Annotated in this window: 23 protein-coding genes; 2 read left to right on the top strand and 21 right to left on the bottom strand. The window is 56.2% G+C overall.

Features of this window, described 5'->3' with window-relative positions; genetic code table 11:
* Positions 1-235: 235 nt before the first annotated feature.
* The 9 genes from HNQ38_RS10950 to HNQ38_RS10990 form a co-directional block, all read right to left on the bottom strand.
* Positions 236-1,003, bottom strand: coding sequence for an ABC transporter ATP-binding protein (locus tag HNQ38_RS10950; protein ID WP_183720624.1), 768 nt, complete (start codon positions 1,001-1,003; stop codon positions 236-238).
* A 19-nt stretch (positions 1,004-1,022) separates the two neighbouring features.
* Positions 1,023-1,922, bottom strand: a complete 900-nt coding sequence (locus tag HNQ38_RS10955; RefSeq protein ID WP_183720627.1) for an ABC transporter permease — start codon at positions 1,920-1,922, stop codon at positions 1,023-1,025.
* Between the two features lie 2 nt (positions 1,923-1,924).
* Positions 1,925-2,734 (bottom strand): ABC transporter permease, encoded by an 810-nt coding sequence (locus tag HNQ38_RS10960; RefSeq protein WP_183720630.1) that lies wholly within the window; start codon positions 2,732-2,734, stop codon positions 1,925-1,927.
* Positions 2,735-2,758: 24 nt separating this feature from the next.
* Positions 2,759-3,460 (bottom strand): ABC transporter ATP-binding protein, encoded by a 702-nt coding sequence (locus HNQ38_RS10965; RefSeq protein WP_246388116.1) that lies wholly within the window; start codon positions 3,458-3,460, stop codon positions 2,759-2,761.
* Positions 3,461-4,168: 708 nt separating this feature from the next.
* Positions 4,169-4,444 carry a hypothetical protein gene (locus tag HNQ38_RS10970; RefSeq protein ID WP_183720636.1) on the bottom strand — a complete coding sequence of 92 codons (276 nt, stop codon included), beginning with the start codon at positions 4,442-4,444 and terminating at the stop codon, positions 4,169-4,171.
* A complete protein-coding gene (locus HNQ38_RS10975) occupies positions 4,441-5,484 on the bottom strand; it encodes a DMT family transporter (protein ID WP_183720639.1) in 1,044 nt (347 codons plus the stop codon). Before HNQ38_RS10975 ends, HNQ38_RS10970 begins: the two co-directional genes overlap by 4 nt.
* 23 nt (positions 5,485-5,507) lie before the next feature.
* On the bottom strand, positions 5,508-5,909 hold the full coding sequence (gene gcvH / locus HNQ38_RS10980; protein WP_183720643.1) for a glycine cleavage system protein GcvH: 402 nt from the start codon (positions 5,907-5,909) through the stop codon (positions 5,508-5,510).
* Positions 5,910-6,076: 167 nt separating this feature from the next.
* Positions 6,077-7,501, bottom strand: coding sequence for a dihydrolipoyl dehydrogenase (lpdA, locus tag HNQ38_RS10985; RefSeq protein ID WP_183720646.1), 1,425 nt, complete (start codon positions 7,499-7,501; stop codon positions 6,077-6,079).
* A 9-nt stretch (positions 7,502-7,510) separates the two neighbouring features.
* Positions 7,511-7,948: an OsmC family protein gene (locus HNQ38_RS10990; RefSeq protein ID WP_183720649.1), complete on the bottom strand. Its 438-nt coding sequence runs from the start codon at positions 7,946-7,948 to the stop codon at positions 7,511-7,513.
* Positions 7,949-8,262: 314 nt separating this feature from the next.
* Between HNQ38_RS10990 and HNQ38_RS10995 the strand changes: the two genes are divergently transcribed.
* On the top strand, positions 8,263-9,576 hold the full coding sequence (locus tag HNQ38_RS10995) for a sigma 54-interacting transcriptional regulator (RefSeq protein ID WP_343060165.1): 1,314 nt from the start codon (positions 8,263-8,265) through the stop codon (positions 9,574-9,576).
* A gap of 506 nt (positions 9,577-10,082) precedes the next feature.
* On the opposite strand, the gene HNQ38_RS11000 is transcribed toward HNQ38_RS10995, so the two are convergent.
* Together HNQ38_RS11000 and HNQ38_RS11005 are read right to left on the bottom strand one after the other, a co-directional pair.
* Positions 10,083-10,631, bottom strand: a complete 549-nt coding sequence (locus HNQ38_RS11000; RefSeq protein ID WP_183720655.1) for a hypothetical protein — start codon at positions 10,629-10,631, stop codon at positions 10,083-10,085.
* Positions 10,632-10,904: 273 nt separating this feature from the next.
* Positions 10,905-12,791, bottom strand: a complete 1,887-nt coding sequence (locus tag HNQ38_RS11005; protein WP_183720658.1) for an alkaline phosphatase family protein — start codon at positions 12,789-12,791, stop codon at positions 10,905-10,907.
* A 721-nt stretch (positions 12,792-13,512) separates the two neighbouring features.
* Between HNQ38_RS11005 and HNQ38_RS11010 the strand changes: the two genes are divergently transcribed.
* On the top strand, positions 13,513-15,087 hold the full coding sequence (locus HNQ38_RS11010; RefSeq protein WP_183720661.1) for an outer membrane homotrimeric porin: 1,575 nt from the start codon (positions 13,513-13,515) through the stop codon (positions 15,085-15,087).
* Positions 15,088-15,768: 681 nt separating this feature from the next.
* Here the strand turns inward: HNQ38_RS11010 and HNQ38_RS11015 are convergent.
* From HNQ38_RS11015 to HNQ38_RS11060, 10 genes are all read right to left on the bottom strand, one after another.
* Positions 15,769-16,203 (bottom strand): EutP/PduV family microcompartment system protein, encoded by a 435-nt coding sequence (locus HNQ38_RS11015; protein ID WP_183720664.1) that lies wholly within the window; start codon positions 16,201-16,203, stop codon positions 15,769-15,771.
* A 7-nt stretch (positions 16,204-16,210) separates the two neighbouring features.
* Positions 16,211-16,558 (bottom strand): BMC domain-containing protein, encoded by a 348-nt coding sequence (locus HNQ38_RS11020; RefSeq protein WP_183720667.1) that lies wholly within the window; start codon positions 16,556-16,558, stop codon positions 16,211-16,213.
* Positions 16,559-16,810: 252 nt separating this feature from the next.
* Entirely contained in the window at positions 16,811-17,362 is a 552-nt protein-coding gene (locus tag HNQ38_RS11025) for a BMC domain-containing protein (protein WP_183720670.1), read from the bottom strand.
* Between the two features lie 11 nt (positions 17,363-17,373).
* Complete coding sequence (locus HNQ38_RS11030; protein WP_183720673.1) at positions 17,374-18,696, bottom strand: 4Fe-4S dicluster domain-containing protein; 1,323 nt, start codon at positions 18,694-18,696, stop codon at positions 17,374-17,376.
* Between the two features lie 352 nt (positions 18,697-19,048).
* Positions 19,049-20,155: an iron-containing alcohol dehydrogenase gene (locus tag HNQ38_RS11035; RefSeq protein ID WP_183720676.1), complete on the bottom strand. Its 1,107-nt coding sequence runs from the start codon at positions 20,153-20,155 to the stop codon at positions 19,049-19,051.
* Positions 20,156-20,242: 87 nt separating this feature from the next.
* A complete protein-coding gene (locus tag HNQ38_RS11040) occupies positions 20,243-20,521 on the bottom strand; it encodes a BMC domain-containing protein (protein ID WP_183720837.1) in 279 nt (92 codons plus the stop codon).
* Positions 20,522-20,647: 126 nt separating this feature from the next.
* The gene (locus tag HNQ38_RS11045) at positions 20,648-20,989 is read right to left on the bottom strand and encodes a hypothetical protein (protein ID WP_183720679.1); all 342 of its coding nucleotides are present in this window, start codon (positions 20,987-20,989) and stop codon (positions 20,648-20,650) included.
* A gap of 45 nt (positions 20,990-21,034) precedes the next feature.
* Positions 21,035-21,583 (bottom strand): BMC domain-containing protein, encoded by a 549-nt coding sequence (locus HNQ38_RS11050; RefSeq protein ID WP_183720682.1) that lies wholly within the window; start codon positions 21,581-21,583, stop codon positions 21,035-21,037.
* Positions 21,584-21,586: 3 nt separating this feature from the next.
* The gene (locus tag HNQ38_RS11055) at positions 21,587-21,874 is read right to left on the bottom strand and encodes a EutN/CcmL family microcompartment protein (RefSeq protein WP_183720685.1); all 288 of its coding nucleotides are present in this window, start codon (positions 21,872-21,874) and stop codon (positions 21,587-21,589) included.
* Positions 21,875-21,881: 7 nt separating this feature from the next.
* Positions 21,882-22,538, bottom strand: coding sequence for a hypothetical protein (locus tag HNQ38_RS11060; RefSeq protein ID WP_183720688.1), 657 nt, complete (start codon positions 22,536-22,538; stop codon positions 21,882-21,884).
* Positions 22,539-22,540 lie beyond the last annotated feature (2 nt).

The raw sequence follows: 22,540 nt of genomic DNA on the forward strand, positions 1-22,540 counted from the left end.
AGGTTGTGTATGGGTACAGAACAGCATTCCGTTTTTCTAAAGAAACGTTGATTTATTCCGTTTGGGTGCTTTGTTTCGCTTTTTTGAAACAGTCGAGGACGGAAGAGCCACTCCTGTTTTAAAAAAAGATCGCTCCTTGCCAAACGAAATAACTGCGCGTTTCCAGGAGGCTCTTCAATCAGTGCTTCCTTAAAAAAGGGGCCGAACCTCGTGCGGGGTCCGGCCCATAAATGGATCAAAGGGTGAGTTTTTGCTCTTCGGTAATGCGCGCGCGCAGTTCCAGAAATGCCGGGTCCATCGTGTCGCGGGGGCGCGGCAGGGGCACGTCGTAAGAAGACCTGACGTGACCGGGCAGCTTGTCTTCCATCGTCACGATGCGGTCAGCAAGGAAAAGCGCTTCGTCAATGTTATTGGTAACAAAGATCATTGTACGCTTGTCCATCTGCCAGATGCGCTCGGTTTCCTGCTCCATAAAGAAGCGTGTTTGCGCGTCAAGCTGACCAAAGGGTTCGTCCAGCAGCATGACCTGGGGGTTGAGCGAATAGGCGCGGGCAATGCCCACACGTTGCTTCATGCCACCCGAAAGCTGGTGGGGATAATAGTCTTCAAAGCCGTGCAGGCCCACCATGCCAAGATAGTGGTCAGAAACCTTGCGCACTTCGTCTTTTTCCATGCCACGAACTTCAAGGCCGATTTCCACGTTCTGACGCACGGTCTTCCAGGGAAAGAGCATGTAGCTCTGGAACACCAGGCCGATGTCGGGGGTGGGGCCGTCCAGCTTTTTGCCATTCATGGTTATGGTGCCGGAAGTGGGCGTTTCAAGCCCGGCAATGGTCCTCAGAAGCGTTGTCTTGCCACACTGGCCGGGGCCGAGGATGACCAGAAACTCCTGCTCGTGCACTTCAAGAGAAATATCCTTGAGCACGGGAACAAGCTGGGTGCGCTTCTGAACAAAAGTCTTGCACAACTTGTCGCAAACGATTTTTGGCGGCGTGTTTTTCATGTCTTTAACTCCGTGAATTCTAAAGATTCTCGATTTCACGCTGCCACGGGCAAAGCTTGTTCGTAATAAACGTCATGCCCTGGGTGAAGATCAGCGACACCACAGTGATAATCAGCATGCCGCCGATAATCATACCGGGATCGGACAGTTTCATGCCCTGAATAATGATATAACCCAGCCCGGAACGGGAGTTCACCAGTTCTGCCGCGACCACGCAGGTCCAGGCGCTGGACATGGCGATCTGCAGACCGGCCGTGATGGCGGGCAGCGCGCCGGGAATGCACACAAGGCGTATTTCGTCCCAGCGTTTGCCGCCGATGATGCGCACCACGTCGAAAAGTTCGGGCTCAATAAGCTGCATGCAGCTGTAGGAGTTCAGCACCACAGGCACAAACGAGCCGATGACGATGATGAAGATCTTGGGCGATTCACCGATGCCGAACCACAAAATGGCTACGGATATCCAGGCCAGGGGCGGCATGGGCTTGAACATGTCAAAAAGCGGTTTGACCACGGCCTTGAATGTCTGGTTGAAGGCCATGAACAGGCCCAGCGGGACACCCAGAAGCACGGCAAGAAAGAAGCCGATGATAACACGTTGGGTACTGATGAGCACATGTTCCATCAGGGTCAGGCCCGAGAGCTTTTGCGAACTGAGGTCGCGCAGGCTTTCCAGCACCTGAAAAGGCGTTGCCAGGGCGCTGGTGTGGCCGAATACGTTGGACGTGGCTGCCCACTGCCAAATGCCGAAAAAGGCGACAATGGATATGACGTGCAGAAAGTATTCGCTCTTGAGCATGCGGACCAACGAAAACTCGCGCTTGGTCGTGGTCTGTATGGTTTCGTTGCAGACGCTCTGAGTGTCGGTTGAAGAATCGTTTGTGGCCTTCACAGTGGTAGGCGCAGATGAATCTTGCATGCCTATCTCCTGATACCGGCCAGCAGCCGGGATTCAATTTTGTCAATGATAAAGCCGATGATAGCCCCGGCAATGCCCACACTTACCATGCCCACAACAACCAGGTCGGTACGGCCAAGCATGCGGCCAATGGTGATGAGGTAGCCAAGGCCCTGGTCAGAAGCCAGCAGTTCTGCGGCAACAAGGGTAACCCAGCAGTAGGCCAGCGCGATTTGCAGGGCGCCGAACACCATAGGCAGGGCAGAGGGCACACAGATGGTGGTAAAGATCTGCCAGTCGGAAGCGCCGTAGGTTCTCGCCATCTGGATATGAACGGGGTTGGTCATCCTTACGCCTGTATAGGTATTGATGACACAGGGAACAATGCCCGAAAGCCAGATGATGAAGACCTTGCCGGGCAAACCGATGCCGAACCAGAAAATGGTCAGCGGAATCCAGGCAACAGGCGGAATGGGGCGAATAATTTCAAAAATGGGGCGCACAAGGCCGCGCACGGTGGTGAACCAGCCCATGGCAAGGCCAAGGGGCAGGCCAACAATCAGGGCGAGCACATAGCCCAAAAAGGCTTCCTGCATGCTGACCCAGGCGTGCTGCAAAAGCACTGCGCCGTCAGGGGCGGGGTTGGTCAGCTTGTCGATCATCAGGCGCAGCACATCCAGCGGAGATGTCAGCAGGGTGCTGGGGATGCGCCAGTCTTCAACGTCTGGCGGGGCAATGCAGATCTGCCACAGGATCAAAAATCCGCAGACACTGAGAACAGGAAGAATGCGAAGCCGAAAGGGCTTGCGAAATGCTTTATCGTTGATATCCATGAACAAAATCCTTCCTTGCTTTGCCTACCACCAGCGGATGAGGTCTGTGACCTGCCGGCGAAGTTCGATGAATTTCGGATCCCTGAAATCCCTCGGACGCGGCAGGTCAACAACTACCTCCGCCCGAACCTTCGTGGGCTTGGGGCTCAGAACAAGAATACGGTCAGCCACGTACACGGCTTCCTCAATATTATGCGTGACGAAAAGCACGGTGCTTTTCAACGTCTGCCACAGCTTCACCAGTTCGTCTTCAAGGTAGAAGCGCAGTTTGACGTCCAGCTGCCCGTAGGGTTCGTCCATCAGCAACAGATCGGGATTAACGGCAAAGGCGCGGGCCACGGCGATGCGCTGCATCATGCTGGCCGAAACCTGGTTGGGATAAAGATTGGCGGTATCTTTAAGGCCCACAAGATCAAGAATGAAGTTCAGGTGCTTTTCCATTTCGGGCTTGGGCATTTTTTTAATGCGCATGCCGTAGGCCACGTTTTCAGCCACGGTCAGCCAAGGAAGGGCAGTGGGTTCCTGAAATACAAAGGCCAGGTTGTGTTTGCGCGGATTGGCCACTTCGCCGTCAATATAGATATTGCCGGAGGTGGTTTCCGTAAGTTTGGACATACAGTTAAGAAAAGTGGTTTTGCCGCATCCGGTAGGGCCAACAATGCTGACCAGCTCTCCTCGCTTAATGCTGAAGTTGATCTTGTCCAGAACGACAAGATCCCCATACATTTTGGTGAGGTCCCGGACGGCAATTTTCGCGTCGAAACCGGTACAGTCAGCGCTTTGCTGCACGGTGGCACTCCTTGAATGAAAAAGTAACAAAAACGGCGAGATAAATGCCGAAGAATCGCTGTCCACCCTGCGCGCCAGCTTTTGGCGCATCCGAGAAAATACCTGAGGCTATAGGCCGCACAGTGGTGGAATGATGGAGGGTTTGCATTTTATATACCAAATTTCACAAACGCAGGGCAATCAACGTTTTTAGCTTGTTTTTGTTTATTCTTTTCGGGCTGGCTGCCCACCTGTGTCTGCTCGTATGTGGCCTTTTGCGACACCTATGTGGTAGATAGCGACAAATGTGACATATTGTACAAGGCTGGCTGGATTATGTGCTCTACCTATAGAAAACCGCAGCAAAAGTGGGGTACTAGGGCCGGGAGAGTTGGCTGAAAGCGCGGCTGGGATATTGGATGCGACAATAATGTCGTGCTGTGGCTTTCATGCCACGTTCTGCGTTAACAGGGGCATGAGTATTTGGTCACAAATTTCTATATAGAAACATAGCTTTTTACTTAGTTGCATAGCGCAATGCAACTTAGCAGCAAAGCCATCGTTGGTCGAATAAAAATAAAATGGTATCGGAATCAGAGAAGATGAAGACAGAAGATAGCAGAGAAGTGTTGGCTTTCACACGGTATTTTGATCAGCCAGTAAAGTTTACAGATATTTTTTTACACGCCTTTCGCCGTCGACACTGATGACATACAGCGTGTCTGCATTGGTATTTTGCATATCATCGCTATCAGTTACGGCAAGAATACCCACTGCTCTGAGCGATTGCAGATGGTTTTCAAGATTGGTCAGGTTAACTTGCTTTTCTCCACTGTATAGTGGCGCAAGCTCGTCGTACACATCTTTGGCGGTGCGGGCCTTGGCATCAAGCATGAGTTCACCGATGGCAAGCCGCATGGGCGGTTTCATTTTGATTTTCATGCCATTGCCGGGGTGCGCAGGTTAACCATTTCGCGGGGGTTGCCCACAACCAGAATTATTCCGGTAAATATGCCCAGAGCACCCAGCACAAGGTTTGTGGTAATGGTCACCTCGGTAAAGAGCGCGCTGAAAAGCACGCCCCACAAGGCGTAAGTAACATTGAGCGCCATAGCCCGGCTGACGCCGGTCATGTTCATGCCTGCGTACCAGCACCTGTAGGAAAGGCAGCCTATAAATCCGGCCAGCGCAAAGAATATAAGCGCCGGGCTGCCGAGGAAGGCCCCGGCCAGCTCAACCGGGGCCTGTATGCCGACCCCGCGGAGCACTAGCGAGGTATAGGCAATTGGTATGATAATCGTAAAATACAGCAGTGTAGAGATAATCTGGTATACGTTGAGCGCCAGGCCCGGTTCGATGAAGTCCATGCCCGATGTCACGCAAACCCCTTCAGCTGCCCACCCGAAAGCGGCCAGAAAGGCAAAAGCGATGCCCGCGTAAAAAGCTGGTCCAGATTCGCCCCCGGGCGGCGGGGTCCAGCCGATGGTAAATGCGCCAATGACACAAAGCGCAAGGCCGCACGCCCCTCTGAAGGAAATGCGTTCCTTAAGAAAGATGCGGGCCAACACCGCGGCCATAGCAGGATACAGGGTGGTGATGGGCAAAGTGTACGCCGGCCCGGCCAGAGAAAGGGACATAAGATAGCCCCCCATGCCCAGGGGAGCTCCGAAACATGCGCCGAGGATGCACAGCCTGCCGGGTTTGCTGCAAAGGGTGCGCCCTATTTCCCTGATTTTTCCCTGCTTGAAATTGATGACCACAGACATGATGGCAGCTGAAAAGTCGTGAAATCCTGCGGCGAACAGGGGGGCCAGCAGCCACAGGGCAGGCGCGTTGAAGGGCTCCGCCACAAGCCCTTTTTTAAGAACAATACCGTCCCAGCAAAAAATTACACCAGTAAGAGCCGCGAGGAACAGACCCTTGCGAACGTAAGCCAGTTCTTTGCTCTGGCGTGGTGTGGCGGTGCCGGAAAGGCTTTTCATGAACACGGCTCCTTAATGAGAACCTAGTTTTTTTGCAACAGGGTTTTGTAGGCGGCGCTGTCAGCCAAAGCGGCTGCGTCAGCGGCGCTGTCGAGCTTGATACGCAACATCCAGCCCTTTTCGTAGGGTGAAATATTCACGAGTGTCGGGGTGGCTTCAAGCTCTTCGTTGGCAGCCAGAACCGTGCCCGCCACAGGCATGTACAGGGGGTTGACGGATTTGAGGGATTCTACGGTGCCAAACTCGTCGCCAGCGCCAAAGTGCGCGCCTTCAGCAGGCAGGTCCACAAAGGCGATTTCACCCAACTGGTCCTGGGCAAAGTCGCTGATGCCCACCAGAGCTTCCTCGCCCTCAAGGCGCAGCCACACATGCTCATCAGTAAAGCCCAAGCCTTCGGGCAGAATGATATCGTTCAGTTCTTTCATGATCGTCTCCAAAAATTAGTGTGCCGCGTGTGCGCGCATTGTTTTGTAAAAGGCTCTGCGTCTGCCTGGGCAAACGCCCGCCTTGAAGGCGCAAGCGCTATTTACTGCGTGGTTATACGCAGTAATAACCGTGCGTTATATTTCGAATATATGTTCTCTAATCTGCTCTAGGACAGACGCTGTACAGCTTCGCCCAGAGCTTCGGCCAATGTGGGATGCGCGTGGATTGTTTCGGCTACGTCCTTGGCAGAAGCGCCCATGTGCAGGGCAAGCACAGCTTCAGCGATAAGGTCGGTGGCGTGAGCCCCGGCCATATGTACGCCCAGCAGAGCACCGCTGTCGGCATCGGCCACCACTTTGCAGAAGCCCGGCAGGGCATCCATAGCCTGGGCCTTGCCAAGCTCACGCACATGAAGCAGGGACGTTTTTACTACAAAGCCCGCATCGCGCGCCTGGCGCTCGCTCATGCCCACGCAGCCGATTTCCGGCGAGGTGAAGATGGCCGAGGGCACATGACGGTAGTCCATAATGGGGCTCTGGCCGTCGCTCAGGCAGTCTTTTACCGCGCACATGGCCTCCATTGAGGCCACATGGGCCAGCATGACGCGTGAGGGGCCAAGGGCATCGCCAATGGCGTAAACATTGGGCACCGAGGTGCGCATATGTTCGTTGGCTCTGATCCAGCCGCGCTCGTCCACGGCAACGCCAGCTTCCTTGAGGCCAAGCCCTTCGGTATTGGACGTCCGCCCCACGGTGACGAGCACCATTTCGGCGGAAATAGGCTTTTCGGGGCGCGGCTTGGCGTCGGGGCCAGCAAAGGGCGACGTGGCGAGAACGCCGTGCACGCCGTTTTCGTCCACACGAATCTGGGTGAGGGTTTGCCCAAGTTCGCAGGTGATACGGCGTTTTTTCATTTCACGCTGCAAAAGCGTGCTGATTTCTTCGTCAATGGAGGGCATGGGCAAAAGGCGGTTTTGCCCTTCAACCACAGTGACCGTAGAGCCGAAAGCCTGATAGATGCAGGCCAGTTCACAGCCAATAACGCCGCCGCCCACAATCAGGAGCGACGCGGGCACGCGGTCGAGCTTGAGGGCGTCGTCGCTGGTGAGAATGCGCTTGTGGTCGGCGCGCAAGCCGGGCAGGTCCACAGGGCGTGATCCGGTGGCAAGAATCACATAGTCAGAGGCGATTTCCTGCTTTCCTTCTGGGCAGTCGGCCTCGACCATGCCGGAGTGGAGCAGCCGGCCCCTGCCGCGCACCAGGGTAACCCCCAGGGCGGCGCAGGTTTTTTCAAGGCCAGTACGCAGGGTGTCGCACACGCGTTCTTTTCTGGCCAGTACGGCCACGGGATCAACGCTGACGCTGCCTTCAAGCCGCAAGCCGAAGCGGGCGGCGTTCTGGGCGGTTTCAAGCGCCTCGGCAGAAGCCTTGATGGTCTTGGTGGGGATGCAGCCGTTATTAAGACAGGTGCCGCCCATAGCGTGGCTTTCCACAAGGGTCACGGCCATGCCCGAGCGCGCGGCTTCAAAGGCTGCCGTGTAGCCGCCGGGGCCGCCACCAATTACAGTAAGTTTTTTTTTCTGGTCAGACATGGCAGGCACCTAGTCGTCAGCTTCAGCAAGATTGAGATTGTATGTGACAGGAAAAGCCTGATGCAACGAGGCCGTCACAAGGCAGCCCTGGCGCATGACTTTTTCCACACGGTCAAAAATGAACTCATATTCCTCGTCCATACGAACGGTCACATCAATGGCAATGCCGGTCACGCGGCCACGGCCCATGTCGTCCGTGCCCGTCTGCAGCGTCGCCTTGCCTTCGATGATTTCATACTTGGCGTTGCGGGTATCCAGCGCTTTGTCCAAAGCGGCACAATAGCAATACAGAGCAGAGGCAGCCAAAAGTTTTTTGGCTGTTCCCGCCTTTTCATCAGGGGAGGCGGTGCTGCCGTCAATGGTAAGTACGCCAAGGACGCCGGACTCCATGTCCAGATCTACCTTGCTGCCCTGACGGGTGAGAGAAACGCTGAGTTCATGAGACATAAAAATCCTCCGGTTCGGAAAAAAGCGGGAGCACGGCGGCTCTGGTTGGTATTGGCCTGCCTATTGCACTATTGGTGCCACAAATCACACTGCGTGTAGAAAGCGCTTTTGTGGTTGTGTTTTTCAGCACATGAGTACAGAATGTCTTCAAGTTACGACAAATAAGTCGCGTCTTGCGACAAATTCCGCAAGGATGGTGTTTTATGTTCCCGGTTGCCGCTTTCCCTGTTCTCGACGTTGAAAAAAGCTATCGACGTTTGCTTAACCATCTTCCAGGGATGGCGTACCGTTGCCGTATTCTCAATGGAAGTGACGTGCCCCTAGGCTTTCTTGACAATGAGCTGGAATTTGTAAGCAAGGGCACCTACGAACTGTTGGGCGTCACCCCGGACGAAATGATGGGCGGACACCACAATACCATCGAGCGGATGACCCACCCGGACGACTTGGATAACAGCCGGGCCGCCATACGCGACAGTATTGTCGCGCATGAGCCATATCAGGTCATGTACCGCCTGCTTTTGCCCTCTGGCCGTGTGAAGTGGCTGTGGGACCAGGGCGAGGGCGTATTCGACGAAAACGGCTGTCCACGGTATCTGGAAGGCCTGATTATGGACGTCAGCGAGCAGAAGTTTCAGGAGCTCGCCCTGCTTGAAGAAAACCAGGCGCTGCGCACGTCGGTCATCAATCTTTACGGCCTTGGCAACATCGTGGGAAAAAGCGAGCCCATGCGCCGCATATATAGCCAGATTCTGAAGGCCGCCGAAACGGATTCCAACGTTATCATTTACGGTGAAACCGGCTGTGGCAAAGATCTGGTGGCGCAGAACATCCACGAATACAGCGGCCGTAAGGGGCGCTATGTGCCCGTCAACTGCGGGGCCATCCCCGAGCAGCTGCTTGAAAGCGAATTTTTCGGGCATGTCAAAGGGGCTTTTTCCGGCGCGCATGCCAACAAGGAAGGCTACATAGGCGCTGCCAACGGCGGCACGCTCTTTCTTGATGAAATTGGCGAACTGCCTCTGCACCTTCAGGTCAAGCTGCTGCGCGCGCTGGAAAACAAAATGTACACGCCTGTGGGTGGCAATACGCCCAAAGAATCTTCCTTTCGATTGATCGCCGCCACCAACCAGGATCTTTCGCGCATGGTGCGTGAAAAAAAGATGCGCTCAGACTTTTACTACCGCATCAACGTGCTTTCCCTGACCTTGCCGTCACTGCGGGAACGCCAGGGCGACATTCCGCTGCTGGTGGAGGCCTGGCTGGAAAAAAAGGGCTACAACATGGTGCTGCCGCCGCATGTGCGCCTGATAATTGAGCAGTACGACTGGCCCGGCAACGTGCGCGAACTGCACAACTTTCTTGACCGTTTTCTGGCTTTTGGCGAAGAGGCGCTGACATCGCTTGGCGATGCCGGGCGGGCTGATCTTTTGCTGACAACGCCGCAGGGCATCACGCTTGATGAAGCCGTGGACCAGCTTGAAGAAAGGATGATCCGGCAGAGCCTTGAGCGCTGCCGCTGGCACAGGGGCAAGGCCGCGGAATCTCTGGGCCTGAACCTGCGCACGTTTCAGCGAAAGATGAAGCGTCTGGGCATGAACGGGGACCGCAAGCAGGGCGGCGCGTAGCGCTTTTTAGCTTTGAAAATGTAAAGGCTCTGCCGCTGCGTGAGAGTGCACCGCGGCCAAGCGCGGGGTGGATTCTGCCGGAAATTGCATTCTGGGCAGAACGGCATCTTTGAAATATGTAATATTTCAAAGTATTATACGCTAAAAACGTTTCAGATCAGACAGGTTCGCCCGAAATTGGGTTTGAAGCTGCGTGCCGAAAACACAGCAAAGCTCCGTTGTCATGCATCAGCGTGCGACAACGGAGCTTTGCTGTGTATGGCCGTGTGCCGCGAGGACACGCTGGCCGTAACTCTTAAAAGCGCGAACGCCCGGGCGGCAGTCCCGGGCGTTCGCCATCGGCATGGAGGAGGTCAGGTATGGCTGTTAAACTGGGCAGCGCGTGCACTCTCGAGCAGCTTTGCGGTGACTTCGCCTTTTAGCCCGCTCATACACTATAGGGGTACGAGTGTTTTAACGGCTGATCCCGCGCTGTACTGCGAAAACGCAGGCCACGGTTGACTTGTCTAGGCGCAGTCGTGCTTGTCCCAAGGTTCGCGGTTGTCGCGCTGGATGACAGATTCCATACGCATGAGGGCTTCCTTGAGTTTTTTGATTTCTTCGAGCTTCAGGTTGGGGTTCTTCATTACCTGATAGATAACAGCGCCAGTGCAGTCTTCGACAACAGGCAGGTCGGAAATGGTGGCGATGGTCACGGCGATGTCCTGCGCGCAAACCTTGCGGTCCACGGACCCGGCCTTGCCGTTGATGGCCAGCCCGTAGAAAGCCACGCCGTCGGCGGCGGCCACCACAATAAGGGTGCGGCGGTCGGCAGCTTCAAGAGCGGCGGCCAGGGCGGCTTCATCGCCATTCACCACCAGCAGGGCGTCTTCAGCGCCAGCAAGGGCTGCGCTGTCCACGGTCTTGCCGCCAAGGCTGGCGGCAAGAGCTTCCAGGCCAGTGGCGTCAGCGTTGGGCAGAATGGCGGCCTTTTTCTTCAGGGCGGCCAGGGTTTCGGAAGAGCCGTTCAGCTGCAACGTGGGGAGCAGAAGGAGGATAGATTTTTTTTCAGCCATGATGTTATTCCTTGTATTCTGCGGCCTCCCGGCTGGGAGACCGCAGATTTTTCCGGCACTTGCGCATTGGCCGGCTGTGGAGGTGGCAGGCCCGGCGCAGGCTTTGGGTTCTGCATCGGGGAACTGCGGTAGAACAATTGCAGTTTGAATTGTTCCGACGGCTGCGCAAGCAGACGTCCGCCACGGGGGCATAAGCGCAAACTATTGCGCGGTTAAACGTCGAAAAGTCGTCTGTAAACTTTTGAGAATATGTATTCTCAAAATCAAAGTGCTCTAGGAAACCAGGTCGGGGTTGTCCATGATCTGATAGATCGGCGCGCCTTCTGCATCAGCGGGAATGGGATTGCCCGTGATGTAGCAGAGGGTGGGCACGATGTCGGCCAGCCAGCGGGGGCGGGTGTAGCGGAAGCCCTTTTTGATGTTGGGGCCGCGGAACATCAGCAGGTTTTTAAGGCTGCCGCAACCGGATTCGCCAGTGGGCAGGCCGTAGCCGTGTTCAGCCATATACTCGGGCTTGAGCACGTACACCACATCCCCAGCCTGAGCGCCGCCCATGCCGAAGACGTGGGCGTCTTCCTTGCGGATGGCCAGCAGCACGGGACGTTCGCCAGTGTCAGGGTGCTTGTAGTCCAGCAGGGCGTCGATGATCTGATCGCGCACCTTTTCGTAATCTTCTGCCTCAACGATGCCGCCGGGGTATTTGTCCTTAAGGTTCACGTAGACGAACATGTAGCGCTGCGGCACTGCCACAGACTTGCTCACGTCCAGCACATAGTTGAAACCTTCGGTTTCTTCGTAAATATCCCAGTAGTTTTCAGACTTTTTGGGCTCGTAGGAGCAGAGGCCAGCTTCCTTGAGGGCGTGGGCCGTGTTCAAAATGGGGCCCATTGGCGTGGCGCCGTGGTCGGAGCAGACGCACATGAGGGTTTCGTCGCCCATAATGTCCATAAGGCGGCCAAGCAGGCGGTCTTCCACTTCGTAGATGTGGCGTTCCATCTTTTCAGCGCGGGCGCGTACAACTTCGTCCTTGCTGTCGAGGTCGCTCAGCCAGCCGTGGTAGAACCAGTCGATGGGGTGGGAGTGCATGTACAGCAGATCCCAATCGCCGTTGGCCTTGATCAGGGATTCGATGGTGTTCCACAACCAGGAGCTGTGGTAGTCCACCAGTTCGCACACGGTGTCGGTGTCGATGATGCCGTGCATGTAGGCCACCAGGCCAATGTCGTTGGCGGTGATGTCCTTGGAAAAGTCGATATGGTTGGCGGCTTCAGCCGGGGAAATGAAGCCGCAGCGGCCCGCGATACCCGAAACGTACAGCTTGAATTCTTCAGCGTCGTCAGAAAGCTGCATGAGCTTGCAGCGGAAAACGCCCTTTTCAGTGCGGCCATCAGCCTTGACGGTGAAGTCGTGCTGGATGGGTTCGCTCCATTCGCCCAGCTTGAGGGTGAAGAAAGCCTTGGAAAAGTCCTTTTCGGGGCACAGGGACATGCGGTCATAACCGTCGTCGTCGCTCTGCCACACAAGACAGTGCCAGGTCTGGTCTTCAAGGGCTTCAATGGATTCCTTGAAGCGCATGGTCACGTTCATTTCCAGGGGTTCGTCGCTGTCGGGCAGGTTGGTCCAGCCTTCGGCGTCGTCAAAGCTGCCCTGAACACCCATGGGATAGAAATCGGTGGAAATCACGCCTTCAGAGCACAGGAATTCCCTGTGTTCGTTGCCGTGCAGGGGCCAGCGGGTTTCAGCGGGGCTGAGGCCTTCGCCCATAATCATGACGCCGTGCTGCATCTTGGAAGGCCAGGACATGGGGTAGTTGACCACAATGCACTTTTTGCCAGCTTTGTCCCACGCGTCCCAGATGGTTTGGGCGGTAAGGATTTCAGAACCGAAGGCCTGCGTGGTTTCCTTGTAATCAAGGCTGCGGCCTTCGTGATAGTAATAATAGTCTTCCACCCCATGCGTACGCGGCCACGCGCCAGTGCAAATCGTGGCCCACGAAGGCGGAGTAACCGTGGGCAGATTGAAACCCTCGGGGATATAGCTGCCTTCGCTCATGAACTTGCGGAAGTTGACGAGGCCCCCTTGGGCAAGCAGGACTTCAAGCCTTTTGGGGATAAGGCAGTCATAGCCAATGAGGGCGGCGCGTTTCGCTTTTGCGGCCATAGAAATAACTCCTTGCCGTGCTCGGGGCGCACGGGCTGCAGTGTGTTTTATGGCTACTCTAGTTCAATTTGTATGCCACCACGCCACAACCTGCCTGTTTGTTAATAAAAACTGGTTCACTGTGGCTTTTTGGACAAAGGCGTCACAACGATTCTTTTGCGGCTGTTGGGTGATTTGCGACCATAGTGTCGCGATTTGAGGGGTTGTTGTTATAAGTTACTTATTTTAAATGTATTTTTTGTAGTTCTTTTTGTCGCTACCAGCGACACGAATGTCGCGATATGGCAAGGCTTTTGTCGCTAGAACAATTATATTCAATTATTTCAGTCAGGTGATTTTTGGCACGACGACTGCATTTCATATCCAACACATTTATTCCTGCAAACCTCAAGACTTCACTTGATGAGGCCCTATGGTAAGGCACCTGTTTTACTCCTTCTGCCGCTGGATCGACGCTGTGCGCTTTGGCTGGCAGAAGACAGACGATTCGTGCTGTATTGTGCGTACTCGCGCCGTAACAGCCAGATATTGCGCTGTCCGCAGGAATTTGTGCCACTCCCTCTTTAAAGTACTAATTTGTTGACTCTTCAATGTGCTTTTGCCCTGCCATATTTGTTGTATGGCAGGGCTTTTTTCATGTTTTTTGCGGTTTACACAACATCGGGTTTGTGCAGTCCAGGCAGGCTGAAATACACAAAAACACGTTAAAAAGAAGGTTGTTATGCAAAAAAAGAACAGGGTGCTATGGTGCCTGGTAGCCTTGGCGCTGTTTCTGGGCATGGGCATTGCCGGAAAGGCCCAGGCCATTGATTTCAAAGCCAGGGGAATATGGTCGATGGGCTACGGCATCGGCGACCCCAGCCTGACCAAGGATGTCACCACCAAGGGTGACAAAAAGAAAGTCAATAATGACGACAAGTTTGTGGCGCGGCAGCGCGTGCTGCTTTTCCTTGACGCCATTGCTTCAGAAAATCTCATGGGCAGCCTGCAACTCAAGCTTGGCCCGCAGGATTGGGGCAAGGCCCGGCAGGGATCTGCCCTTGGCGCTGACGGCACAAACATCAAGCTCACCCAGGCTTACCTGCAGTGGGCCGTGCCGCAGACCGACCTTAAAATGAAAATGGGCCTGCAGTATTTCTCCATGCCCAATGCCGCTGGCGGCTCCGCCGTATTTGACACCCAGGCTGCTGCCGTGGTTGCCAACTACGCTTTCAATTCCAATGTGGGCCTCACCGCCCTGTGGATGCGTCCCTTCAACGACAACTACTCGGGCGGCAACTACAACGGCATTCTCAGTTCAGAAGGGGCCAACTATCTGGACAATATGGACCTCTTTGCCCTGACCCTGCCTTTGACCTTTGACGGCATCAAGATCACCCCCTGGATCATGCCCGGCATGATGGGCCGCAATACCAACAAGTTTGACGGCTTCTGGCAGAACGGCCTTGGCGACGGGTATCCAGCCGTGACCCTGTGCCCCTACCTGAACAAGATCGGCGGCGGCCACGGTCTGAACGTGCAGCAGCTCGGCAGCACCTCCAAGACTTATGGCAAGGTTTTCTGGGCGGGTATTCCCTTCAAGATCACCGCAATGGATCCCTGGAACTTCGAGCTGGATCTGAACTACGGCTTTGTGGAAGAAATGGGCCGCTTTGACGTCATCAAGCGTAATGACGCCAGCGATGTGGTGCGCGGCAGCAGCCAGCGCCAGGGCTGGCTGGCCAAGGCCCTTGTGGAATACAAGCTGGATTGGGGCGTGCCCGGCGTCTTCGGCTGGTATGCTTCTGGTGACGACGGCAACGTGAAGAACGGTTCCGAACGCATGCCTTCCATTTGCGCGTACGGCAATTTCACGTCCTTCTTTGGTGACGGCAACATGGCCTGGAGCCCGGCCCTCAACTTTATGGACAAGTCGTTGAGCTACGCCGGAACCTGGGGCATTGGCGCTCAGGTCAAAGACATCAGCTTTGTGGAAGATCTGAAGCACGTTGTGCGCGTGGCCTACTGGGGCGGCACCAACAGTCCTTCGATGGTCAAGTATATGGACCATGCCAACGCGTGGGATTCCACCTCGAACCTGAGCGACGGCCCGTACCTGACCACCAACGACGGCATGCTGGAAGTGAACCTGATTTCTTCCTACAAGATCTACGAAAATCTTGAAATGAACGTGGAGCTTGGCTATGTGGCCAACTTTATGGACAGCAGCACCTGGAAGAAGGACTACAACGACTTCGGCAGTTACACCAAGCAGGACGCCTGGAAGGCGCAGGTGGTCTTTCAGTACCAGTTCTAGGAAAACGCTGATTTATTCCGTTTGGCTGCGTTGCTTCATTTTTTTGAAACAGTCGAGGACGGAAGAGTCCACTCCTGCTTCAAAAAAAGATCGCGCCTTGCCAAACGAAATAACTGCGCGTTTTCAGGAGGCTCTTTAACCAGTGCTTCCCTGGGCAATTAATTTTGAAATTGCCCAGGCGACCACGAGAGCAGACGCCCACCGTAAAAGGCGTGTCGCAAACTTTGAGAATGTATAGGCTCAAAGTTCACTTGCTCTGGATGAGATTGATTTTGAAGTGCTGTGCATTTCAAAGTTGGCATTCAGCCGAAAACCGAAATTTCCGGCTGAATGCGCGTCGACTTGCGGCGTGCGGTTCGAGCTACTCGCCGTAACATATTATATCGCTTTCAATATCCAATTGCATTAGTTTTTAATCCGTGTTCCAGCCTGCCATAAAATAAGAGCCGACGTCGCAAGACGCCGGCTCTCTTTATATAAACAGAAGCTCCCGTTTCCCGTTGGTGCGGCGGCTTCTGAAAGGCAAAAGGGATTGCTTGGAGGGTGATGACGTTGAAAATTAATGGTCTGACGCTGCCGTACCGTGACGCTATGTGCGAATGTGCCGTAGATTCTGCGAAGAGTGCATTTTTAGACAGAACAACAGCTTTGAACGGCGAGGCAGTGCAAAGGTAGTCCGGTCTAGACGAACAGCGTGGGTTCTTTCTGGCGCAGAGTGTCCATCCCCTCGCCGCTGACGGCGCTGAGGGCGTAAATATTCTGTAGCCCCGCGTTGTTAAGAAAGCGTGTGGCGCGTTCAATGGAAGCTTCGGGCATGTCAGTCTTGGTGATGATGCCCGCCACATGCCGATTGAAAATACGGGCAAAGCCGGGAGGAAAGGCCGAGGTGCGCCGTGTGGCGTCCTGAACGAAAAGCAGGGTGCCGCAATCCATAGAAACGGTAATAAGGGCGCGGTAAAAGCGTCTGTTTTCCAAAAATTCCGGGGGCGGAATGACAAAGCGCCCGGCGAACTCCACTGCCATAGGCTGCGGCATAAAGGCTGGCGCATGACCGAGGGCGCGGGCAAGACTTCTCCTGCCCGCGCCCCTTTCGCCCAAAAGCATGATACGGCGCATCAGGGCCTCACGACTTGGTCATTTCGGTAAGGTCGTAGCGCAGCACATCGCCAAAATAGCGCAAAACTTCGCGCAGGGACGCCTCAACGCTGGCCACGTCGCCCGTGATAAGCAGGGAGCCGCCAAAACGGTCCAGAAAGCCTATGTCCACGTTGGCGGCCTTGGTGGCGATGTCAGCCGCAATAATGACGCCTTCGCAGGGGGTAATGGTCAGTATGCCGATGGCAGTGGCGCATGCGTCGTCCAACCCCAGCTTGAGGTAGATGCCTTTTTGCGGGCTGGCGATAAGGTGGGCCAGAGTGATCTGTCTGCCCGGCACATACTCTTGTATGATCCGTTGCTTGGTTTCTTCCATCTGGCCCCCCACTTGATGTTGCGTTTGGCACGGTGCTTGGCGCTGGCTGCTCTTGTGCCTGCCGCTCTCTATCTGATTGCCGTGTTTGCCTGATTTGGCCTGTATCGGCATATCTCGGCCTGTTTCAGCCTAGTTCGGCATGCTCCCCTGTATCGGCCTGTTTCGGCCAGGCAGGCAGCTTACCAGGTGCCGTTGCAAATCTGGCGGCAACAAGGCAAGGCGTTGCAGCCTGCGTTTTTGCCGCCATTGCGGCTACAGCAGGTGTTTCTTCAGATCCTCGCTGGGCGAGGGAATAACGATTTTGCTGACCACGGGGCCGCCTTCGGTAACATTGGCCACCCCGGCGTCCACCGAGGACTGCACAGCGCTGACTTCGCCCGTCATGACCACAAAGGCCTTGCCGCCAAGACCAGCGGAAAGCCGCAGGTCAAGCAGGCGAACGTCGCCAGCCTTGGCCGCTCCGTCGGCAGCCAGCACACATGAGGCAGCCGTGTAGGTCTCGATAACGCCGATGGCGTTGATGCGTCCCTGTATGGCGGTGCCGTTCATTGCCGGAATCACGTCTTCATGCACATTGGGGATGATGAAGCTGTCCACCACCAGATCCGCACCCAGCGTAAGGCCGGTGTTCACAGAGCTGGTGACGGCTCCGGTGTCGCCAGTGACGATAATAAGGTATCTGCCGGGGCAGGTGGTTTTGGCCAAAACCAGTTCCACATTGGCGGCCTTGACCATTTCGTCCGCCGTCTGCATGCCCATGCCGATGCTGTTCAGTTCAACACAGCCGATAGTCCGTAATTTCATGCCCATACCCCTCAGGCCTTGATAGTGATGATGCCGTTTTCAATGGCGCTGACGGTGCCCTTGATGCTGGCGTGAATACGCGCACCCATGGCCCCTTCGGGAATTTCGCCGATAAGATCGCCCACATTGACGCTCTGGCCCACGCTCACCACGGCAATGGCGGGTGCGCCGATGTGCTGGCGCAGGGGAATGCGCACTTCAGAAGGCTCAAAGTCGCCCGCAAAAGGCGGGTGAGCTTCGTAGCCCGCAAGACCAAGGCGGCGTACAAGGCTGCTGGTGGGGATGCGCCTTTCATCGCGGAAGCGTGAAGCGGCCAAAGGACGGCCGTCGTATTCCCACTTAACGCCAGCCTGCATGAGTTCTTTCTTCAGCATGGCATTGACTTCACGCGGCGAAATGCCCATGGGGCAAGCGAATTTTTCGCAGATGCCGCATTCGGAGCAAAGCAACGCTTCCTTGGCAATGGGGCTGTTGACGGTCTGGCCGTCCAGCACGCGCATGAGTTTGTGCGGGTGCAGGCTGTGCCCGAGCAGGCTGCGCGGGCAGAGGTCCGTACACTGCGAGCACTGACAGCACACCGTATTGGTAAGGCGCTTGAGCGCCCGGGGATCCATAACCTTGCGGGCCACCACATTGTGGTCGGGCGGCAGCACAAGAAGACCGCTTGTGGTCTTGGTGACAGGCTCGTCTGCACTGGGCAGCACGCGGCCCATCATGGGGCCGCCGTCCACCACGCGGTATTCGCTGATGGTTGGGCCGCCCGCAAAATTGAGCACTTCGGAAACGCGCGTACCCACAGGCACGCGAACAACCATGGGGCGGGCCACTTCGCAGCCTACGGTAAGGTAACGGTGCGTCACGGGCTTGCCGTCCAGCGCGTGGGCGATGTTGTAAAGGCTTTCCACATTGCTGACCACGGCCCCGATTTGCAGGGGAATGCCGCGTTCAGGCACAATGCCGCCCAGCGCTTCGTACACCATCACCTGTTCGTCGCCGGCAGGATAAAAATCGCCCAGTTCAAAAGCTTCAAAACGGCTGCCGCGGCGGGCCACGGCTTCGCGAACGCTTTTCATTGCTGCGGCGTGCTTGCCCTTGAGACAGACAATGCCCTTGCTTGCGCCAGTGCAGTCCATCATGGCTTCAAGGCCGCGCAGCATACCTTCTACCTGTTCTTCCATCAGGTAGGGGTCGCTCATGAGCAGCGGTTCGCAGCTTGCACCGTTAACCAGCACAGTTTGCGCCGAGGCGTCGGCCTTCACATGGGTGGGCAGTCCCGCCCCGCCTGCGCCAACAACGCCAGCCTGGCGTATGGCGTCAACAATTGCTTTTCCCATGATATCCTCTTGGAGTATTTTAGAACATTTTCAAAGTGAAATTGTTCTGGCTACTATAAACAGACGTCTGCCATTCAGGCGCGTGCCGGGCTTCACGGTTGCCCGAGAGCCTCGCCTTGAAGTGTTGAACCTTCTTACAGGCAGGCCCCGGGGCTGCGGAGAACACAGGTCCACCGGGTCTTGGCGCGGTTTGGCGCCGGAACGGGCGTCTTCAAAACATTGAGCACCGACGTAACTGGAGTCTGGTTGCTCTACAGTCCGGGCCGGGTAAGGCCCGGACTTGCGCGGGGCTGACCCCGCTGAAGAATTTATGCCAATTATCTCAGCAAAATCTGTGCCGGATTAATCAAAGTTACCAAACACTTTCCAGCAGCTTGACGATGTCGTCATGTGAGGGCATGCGCGGATTACTTTCAGTGCAGATGTCTTCAAGCGCGTTGGCCGCCATAGTGTCCAGGCTCTTGCGGTATTCGCTTTCATTGACCTTGAGTTCGCGCACATGGGCCGGAATACCCATTGAGGCATTGAGGTCGCGCACAGCGCTCACAAGGTTTCTTGTGCCTTCTTCCACCGTGGCGGCGGGCAGGCCGACCATTTCGGCGATTTCACGGTACTTCACGCCAGCGTCAAAGCTGTTGAAATCAATGACCACAGGCAGCAGAACGGCATTGGCCAAGCCGTGGGGAATATGGAACAGGCCGCCCAGGCTGTGGGCCATGCTGTGCGTGATACCAAGACCGCTGTTGGTAAAGGCAAGGCCAGCCATGCACGAGCCGATGAGCATGTTGTCTCTGGCAATCATGTCGTCGCCCTGCGCGTAGGCGCGGTGCAGGTAGGAAAAGACGTTGCGGATGGCCCGTTCGGCATAGATGGCCGTAAAAACGTTGCTGTGGCGGGAGGTATAGGCCTCAACCGCGTGGGTGAGCACGTCCATACCCGTGGAGGCCGTCACCTGGGGCGGCACCGTGCGGGTAAAGCGCGCGTCAAGAATGGCGGCATCGGGAATGAGCAGTTCGTCGTTAAGCGGAATTTTGACCGCGTTTACCTTGTCGGTGATAACGGCGATGGAGGTCACTTCCGAGCCAGTGCCGCTGGTGGTGGGAATGGCCACCAACAGGGTCTTTCTGTTCTCGTCGGCCTTGCGGCCAAAGTAGGAGATGGCCTTGGCCATATCAATGGCAGAGCCGCCGCCAAGGGCGAGAATCATGTCGGCCTTGCTGCGCAGGAAGATCCCCGTGGCTTCCACCACGGCTTGCAGGGTGGGGTCGGGCTCCACACCTGAAAAAATGTCAAATGTGATGCCCTTGCGCTTCAGGTGGCTTACCGCCTGATTGGCAAAGCCGCTCTTGACCATGAAGGGGTCGGTTACCACAAAGGCGTGACTTGCGGGAAAACTCTCAAGAGTTTCCAGTGCGTAAGGGCCGTAGCAGATCTTTGTTTTTCCGTAAAACTGGGTCACGTTGTCCTCCGTGGTGTTCGCGGGGGCGGAGCAGATCGCCCCCGCGTTACCGTCGTGTAAGCTTGGTCAATAAAGCCTTGCACGGCCTTATTTGCATTTGGGCAGAATCATTTCCACTTCTTCGTGAGGGCGGGGAATCACGTGCACGCTCACAAGGTCGCCCACGCGCGAAGCGGCAGCAGCGCCAGCGTCGGTAGCGGCCTTCACAGCGCCCACGTCGCCGCGCACCATAACGGTCACAAGACCGGAGCCAACCTGTTCGCGGCCAATCAGGGTTACGTTGGCAGCTTTCACCATAGCGTCAGCAGCTTCCACAGCGCCCACCAGACCACGGGTTTCAATCATACCCAAAGCGTCAGTCATCATCGCCATTGTCGTCTCCTTACCTCAAGGGGTTGTTTTTCGGGGCAGACCCGAAAAATTGTTTACAGCGGGCGCTGCGCGCCGCGCCGGAATTTTTAGCGCCGGGTGTTGGCCCGGAACGCCTTATTACTAATGGAACCCGCCGTTGATGGCGGCCACGGTTTCCAGCGTGACCTTTTTCAACTCTTCGGGGTCGGTAATATTGTAGTGCTGCTTGATAATGGCGGCCACGCCAATAAGCAGCTCTTCCTGTTCGGGGCTGTGGCAGGCAGTGGCGCTTTCAGCCTTGTGATCGCCGCAACCGCAGCCGCAGCAGGATTCCGCCGGGGCGTCGGCCCAGGTGACTTCAATGCCGCGCCTGGTCAGTTCGTCACGGGCTCCGGCAGTGAGTATTTTGGAGCCGTCCATTGTCAGGCGGTTGCCGGTGACGTAATCCTGCAGATTGTCCACAGTTATCAAAGTCTTGCTCATAAGTACCTCTCAGGCCCGCACGGGGCGGGTTTTTGGGTAGCCGCCCTAGTGGGACGCGCCTGTAAATGCCTTAATAAGTTCCGCATCGGGCTGGGGTATGACCACCATCTGTTGCAGGCTCTTGCCCAGCGCGTCGGCGGCGGCTTGCGCAGCTTCGCGCACAGAGGCCACATCGCCCGTAAGCACAAAATACGATTTGCCGCCAATGCCCTGGCCCATGACAAGGCGCATCAGGCTGACGTCGGCCTTTTTAACGGCTATGTCAGCGGCCATAATGCCGTCGGCGGCATTGCGGCATTCCACCACAGCCATGGCCCTGCCAGCGAGCTGTGCGGGCTGGCGGCGCAGGGCTGCCTGCACCTGGGGCGAAACAGGGGAAATGACGTAGCGCCCGGCCAGATGAAAGCCCGTGGCCTCGGCGGCGCGCACAGAAGTTTCCACAGCTTCGCGGTCGCCTTCCACCAGAATGATCAGGCGTCCGGCGCAGATCACCGATGCCCGTATAAGGGCAACGGGCGCAGCCTTGAGCATGGCGTCGGTAATTTCGGCCCCGGCGGCGATGCTGCGGCTGTCCACAATGCCAAGAGTATCCATGACCTAGTCGCTCTCCGGCTTTTTGCCCATCATCTCTTCCTGGTCGAGAATGCCGACAATGGCGGCGTCCACGGGGGATTCCTGATTGTAGAGTGCCTTGCGGGCAGAGCTGCCAGTGGTGATGAGCACCCGCTCGCCAATGCCCGCGCCTACACAGTCAACCGCCACAAAGCTTTCAGCCAGCTTGTTGTGGGCAAGATCAAGCCGCTGCACGACCATGAGCTTCAGCCCGTTGAGGGAATCTTCCTTGCGGGTAGCCCAGACGTTACCGACAACAATGCCTATAAGCATGTGACACCTACAGATTTTTCAAAATGGTCATATGGTGGTTGGCCGCAGCCTCTTGGGCCAGGGGCGTTACCACCGCCTGACGGGGTACGCGCAGGGTCTGCGCGCCTGTCTTGGCGGCCTCGGTCACATGGTCTGCCGTTACAAGGCTCTGGCGCAGCCGTGCGTCCGCCGCAGGCGGGGCAAGCTCTGTCAGGCCAAAATTGGCAAGCGCGGCCTCGTAACCTTCATACAGCTGCAACAGGGCATAGGGAGCCGTTTCAGCGTAGGCGCGGTAGGCAAAGCCCAGCACGCGCACTTCTTTGCCCTGAAGCAGAAGATCCAGCACCTTGCGCAGGGCAATGCTTGAGGCTCTGCCCTGAGCGAGATCAGCCATGTCGGAACAGGCCAGTTCCGGCAAGACGTAAAATGCCGCTTCTTCGGTTTGGCCCGATGTTTCAAAGCGTACCCGCGCTTCAGGCAGGCGCGCCGAAACTTCGTGGCCCAGTTTTTCGTCAGCCGGAGCCAGAATTTCAACCATAGGCCCGCTGGCAGGCTGGACACTCTGAGGGGCAGAGGCCAGCTTTGCCAGTACGCGCTGCACCACCGCGTCCACTAGGGACTGCGTGTCCAGTGCTTGCGCGGGCCGTTCAGGATTAACGGCAATATCTTTTGCGTTGGCTTCCATGT

The sequence above is a fragment of the Desulfovibrio intestinalis genome (assembly GCF_014202345.1).
Taxonomy (GTDB): Bacteria; Desulfobacterota; Desulfovibrionia; order Desulfovibrionales; family Desulfovibrionaceae; genus Desulfovibrio; species Desulfovibrio intestinalis.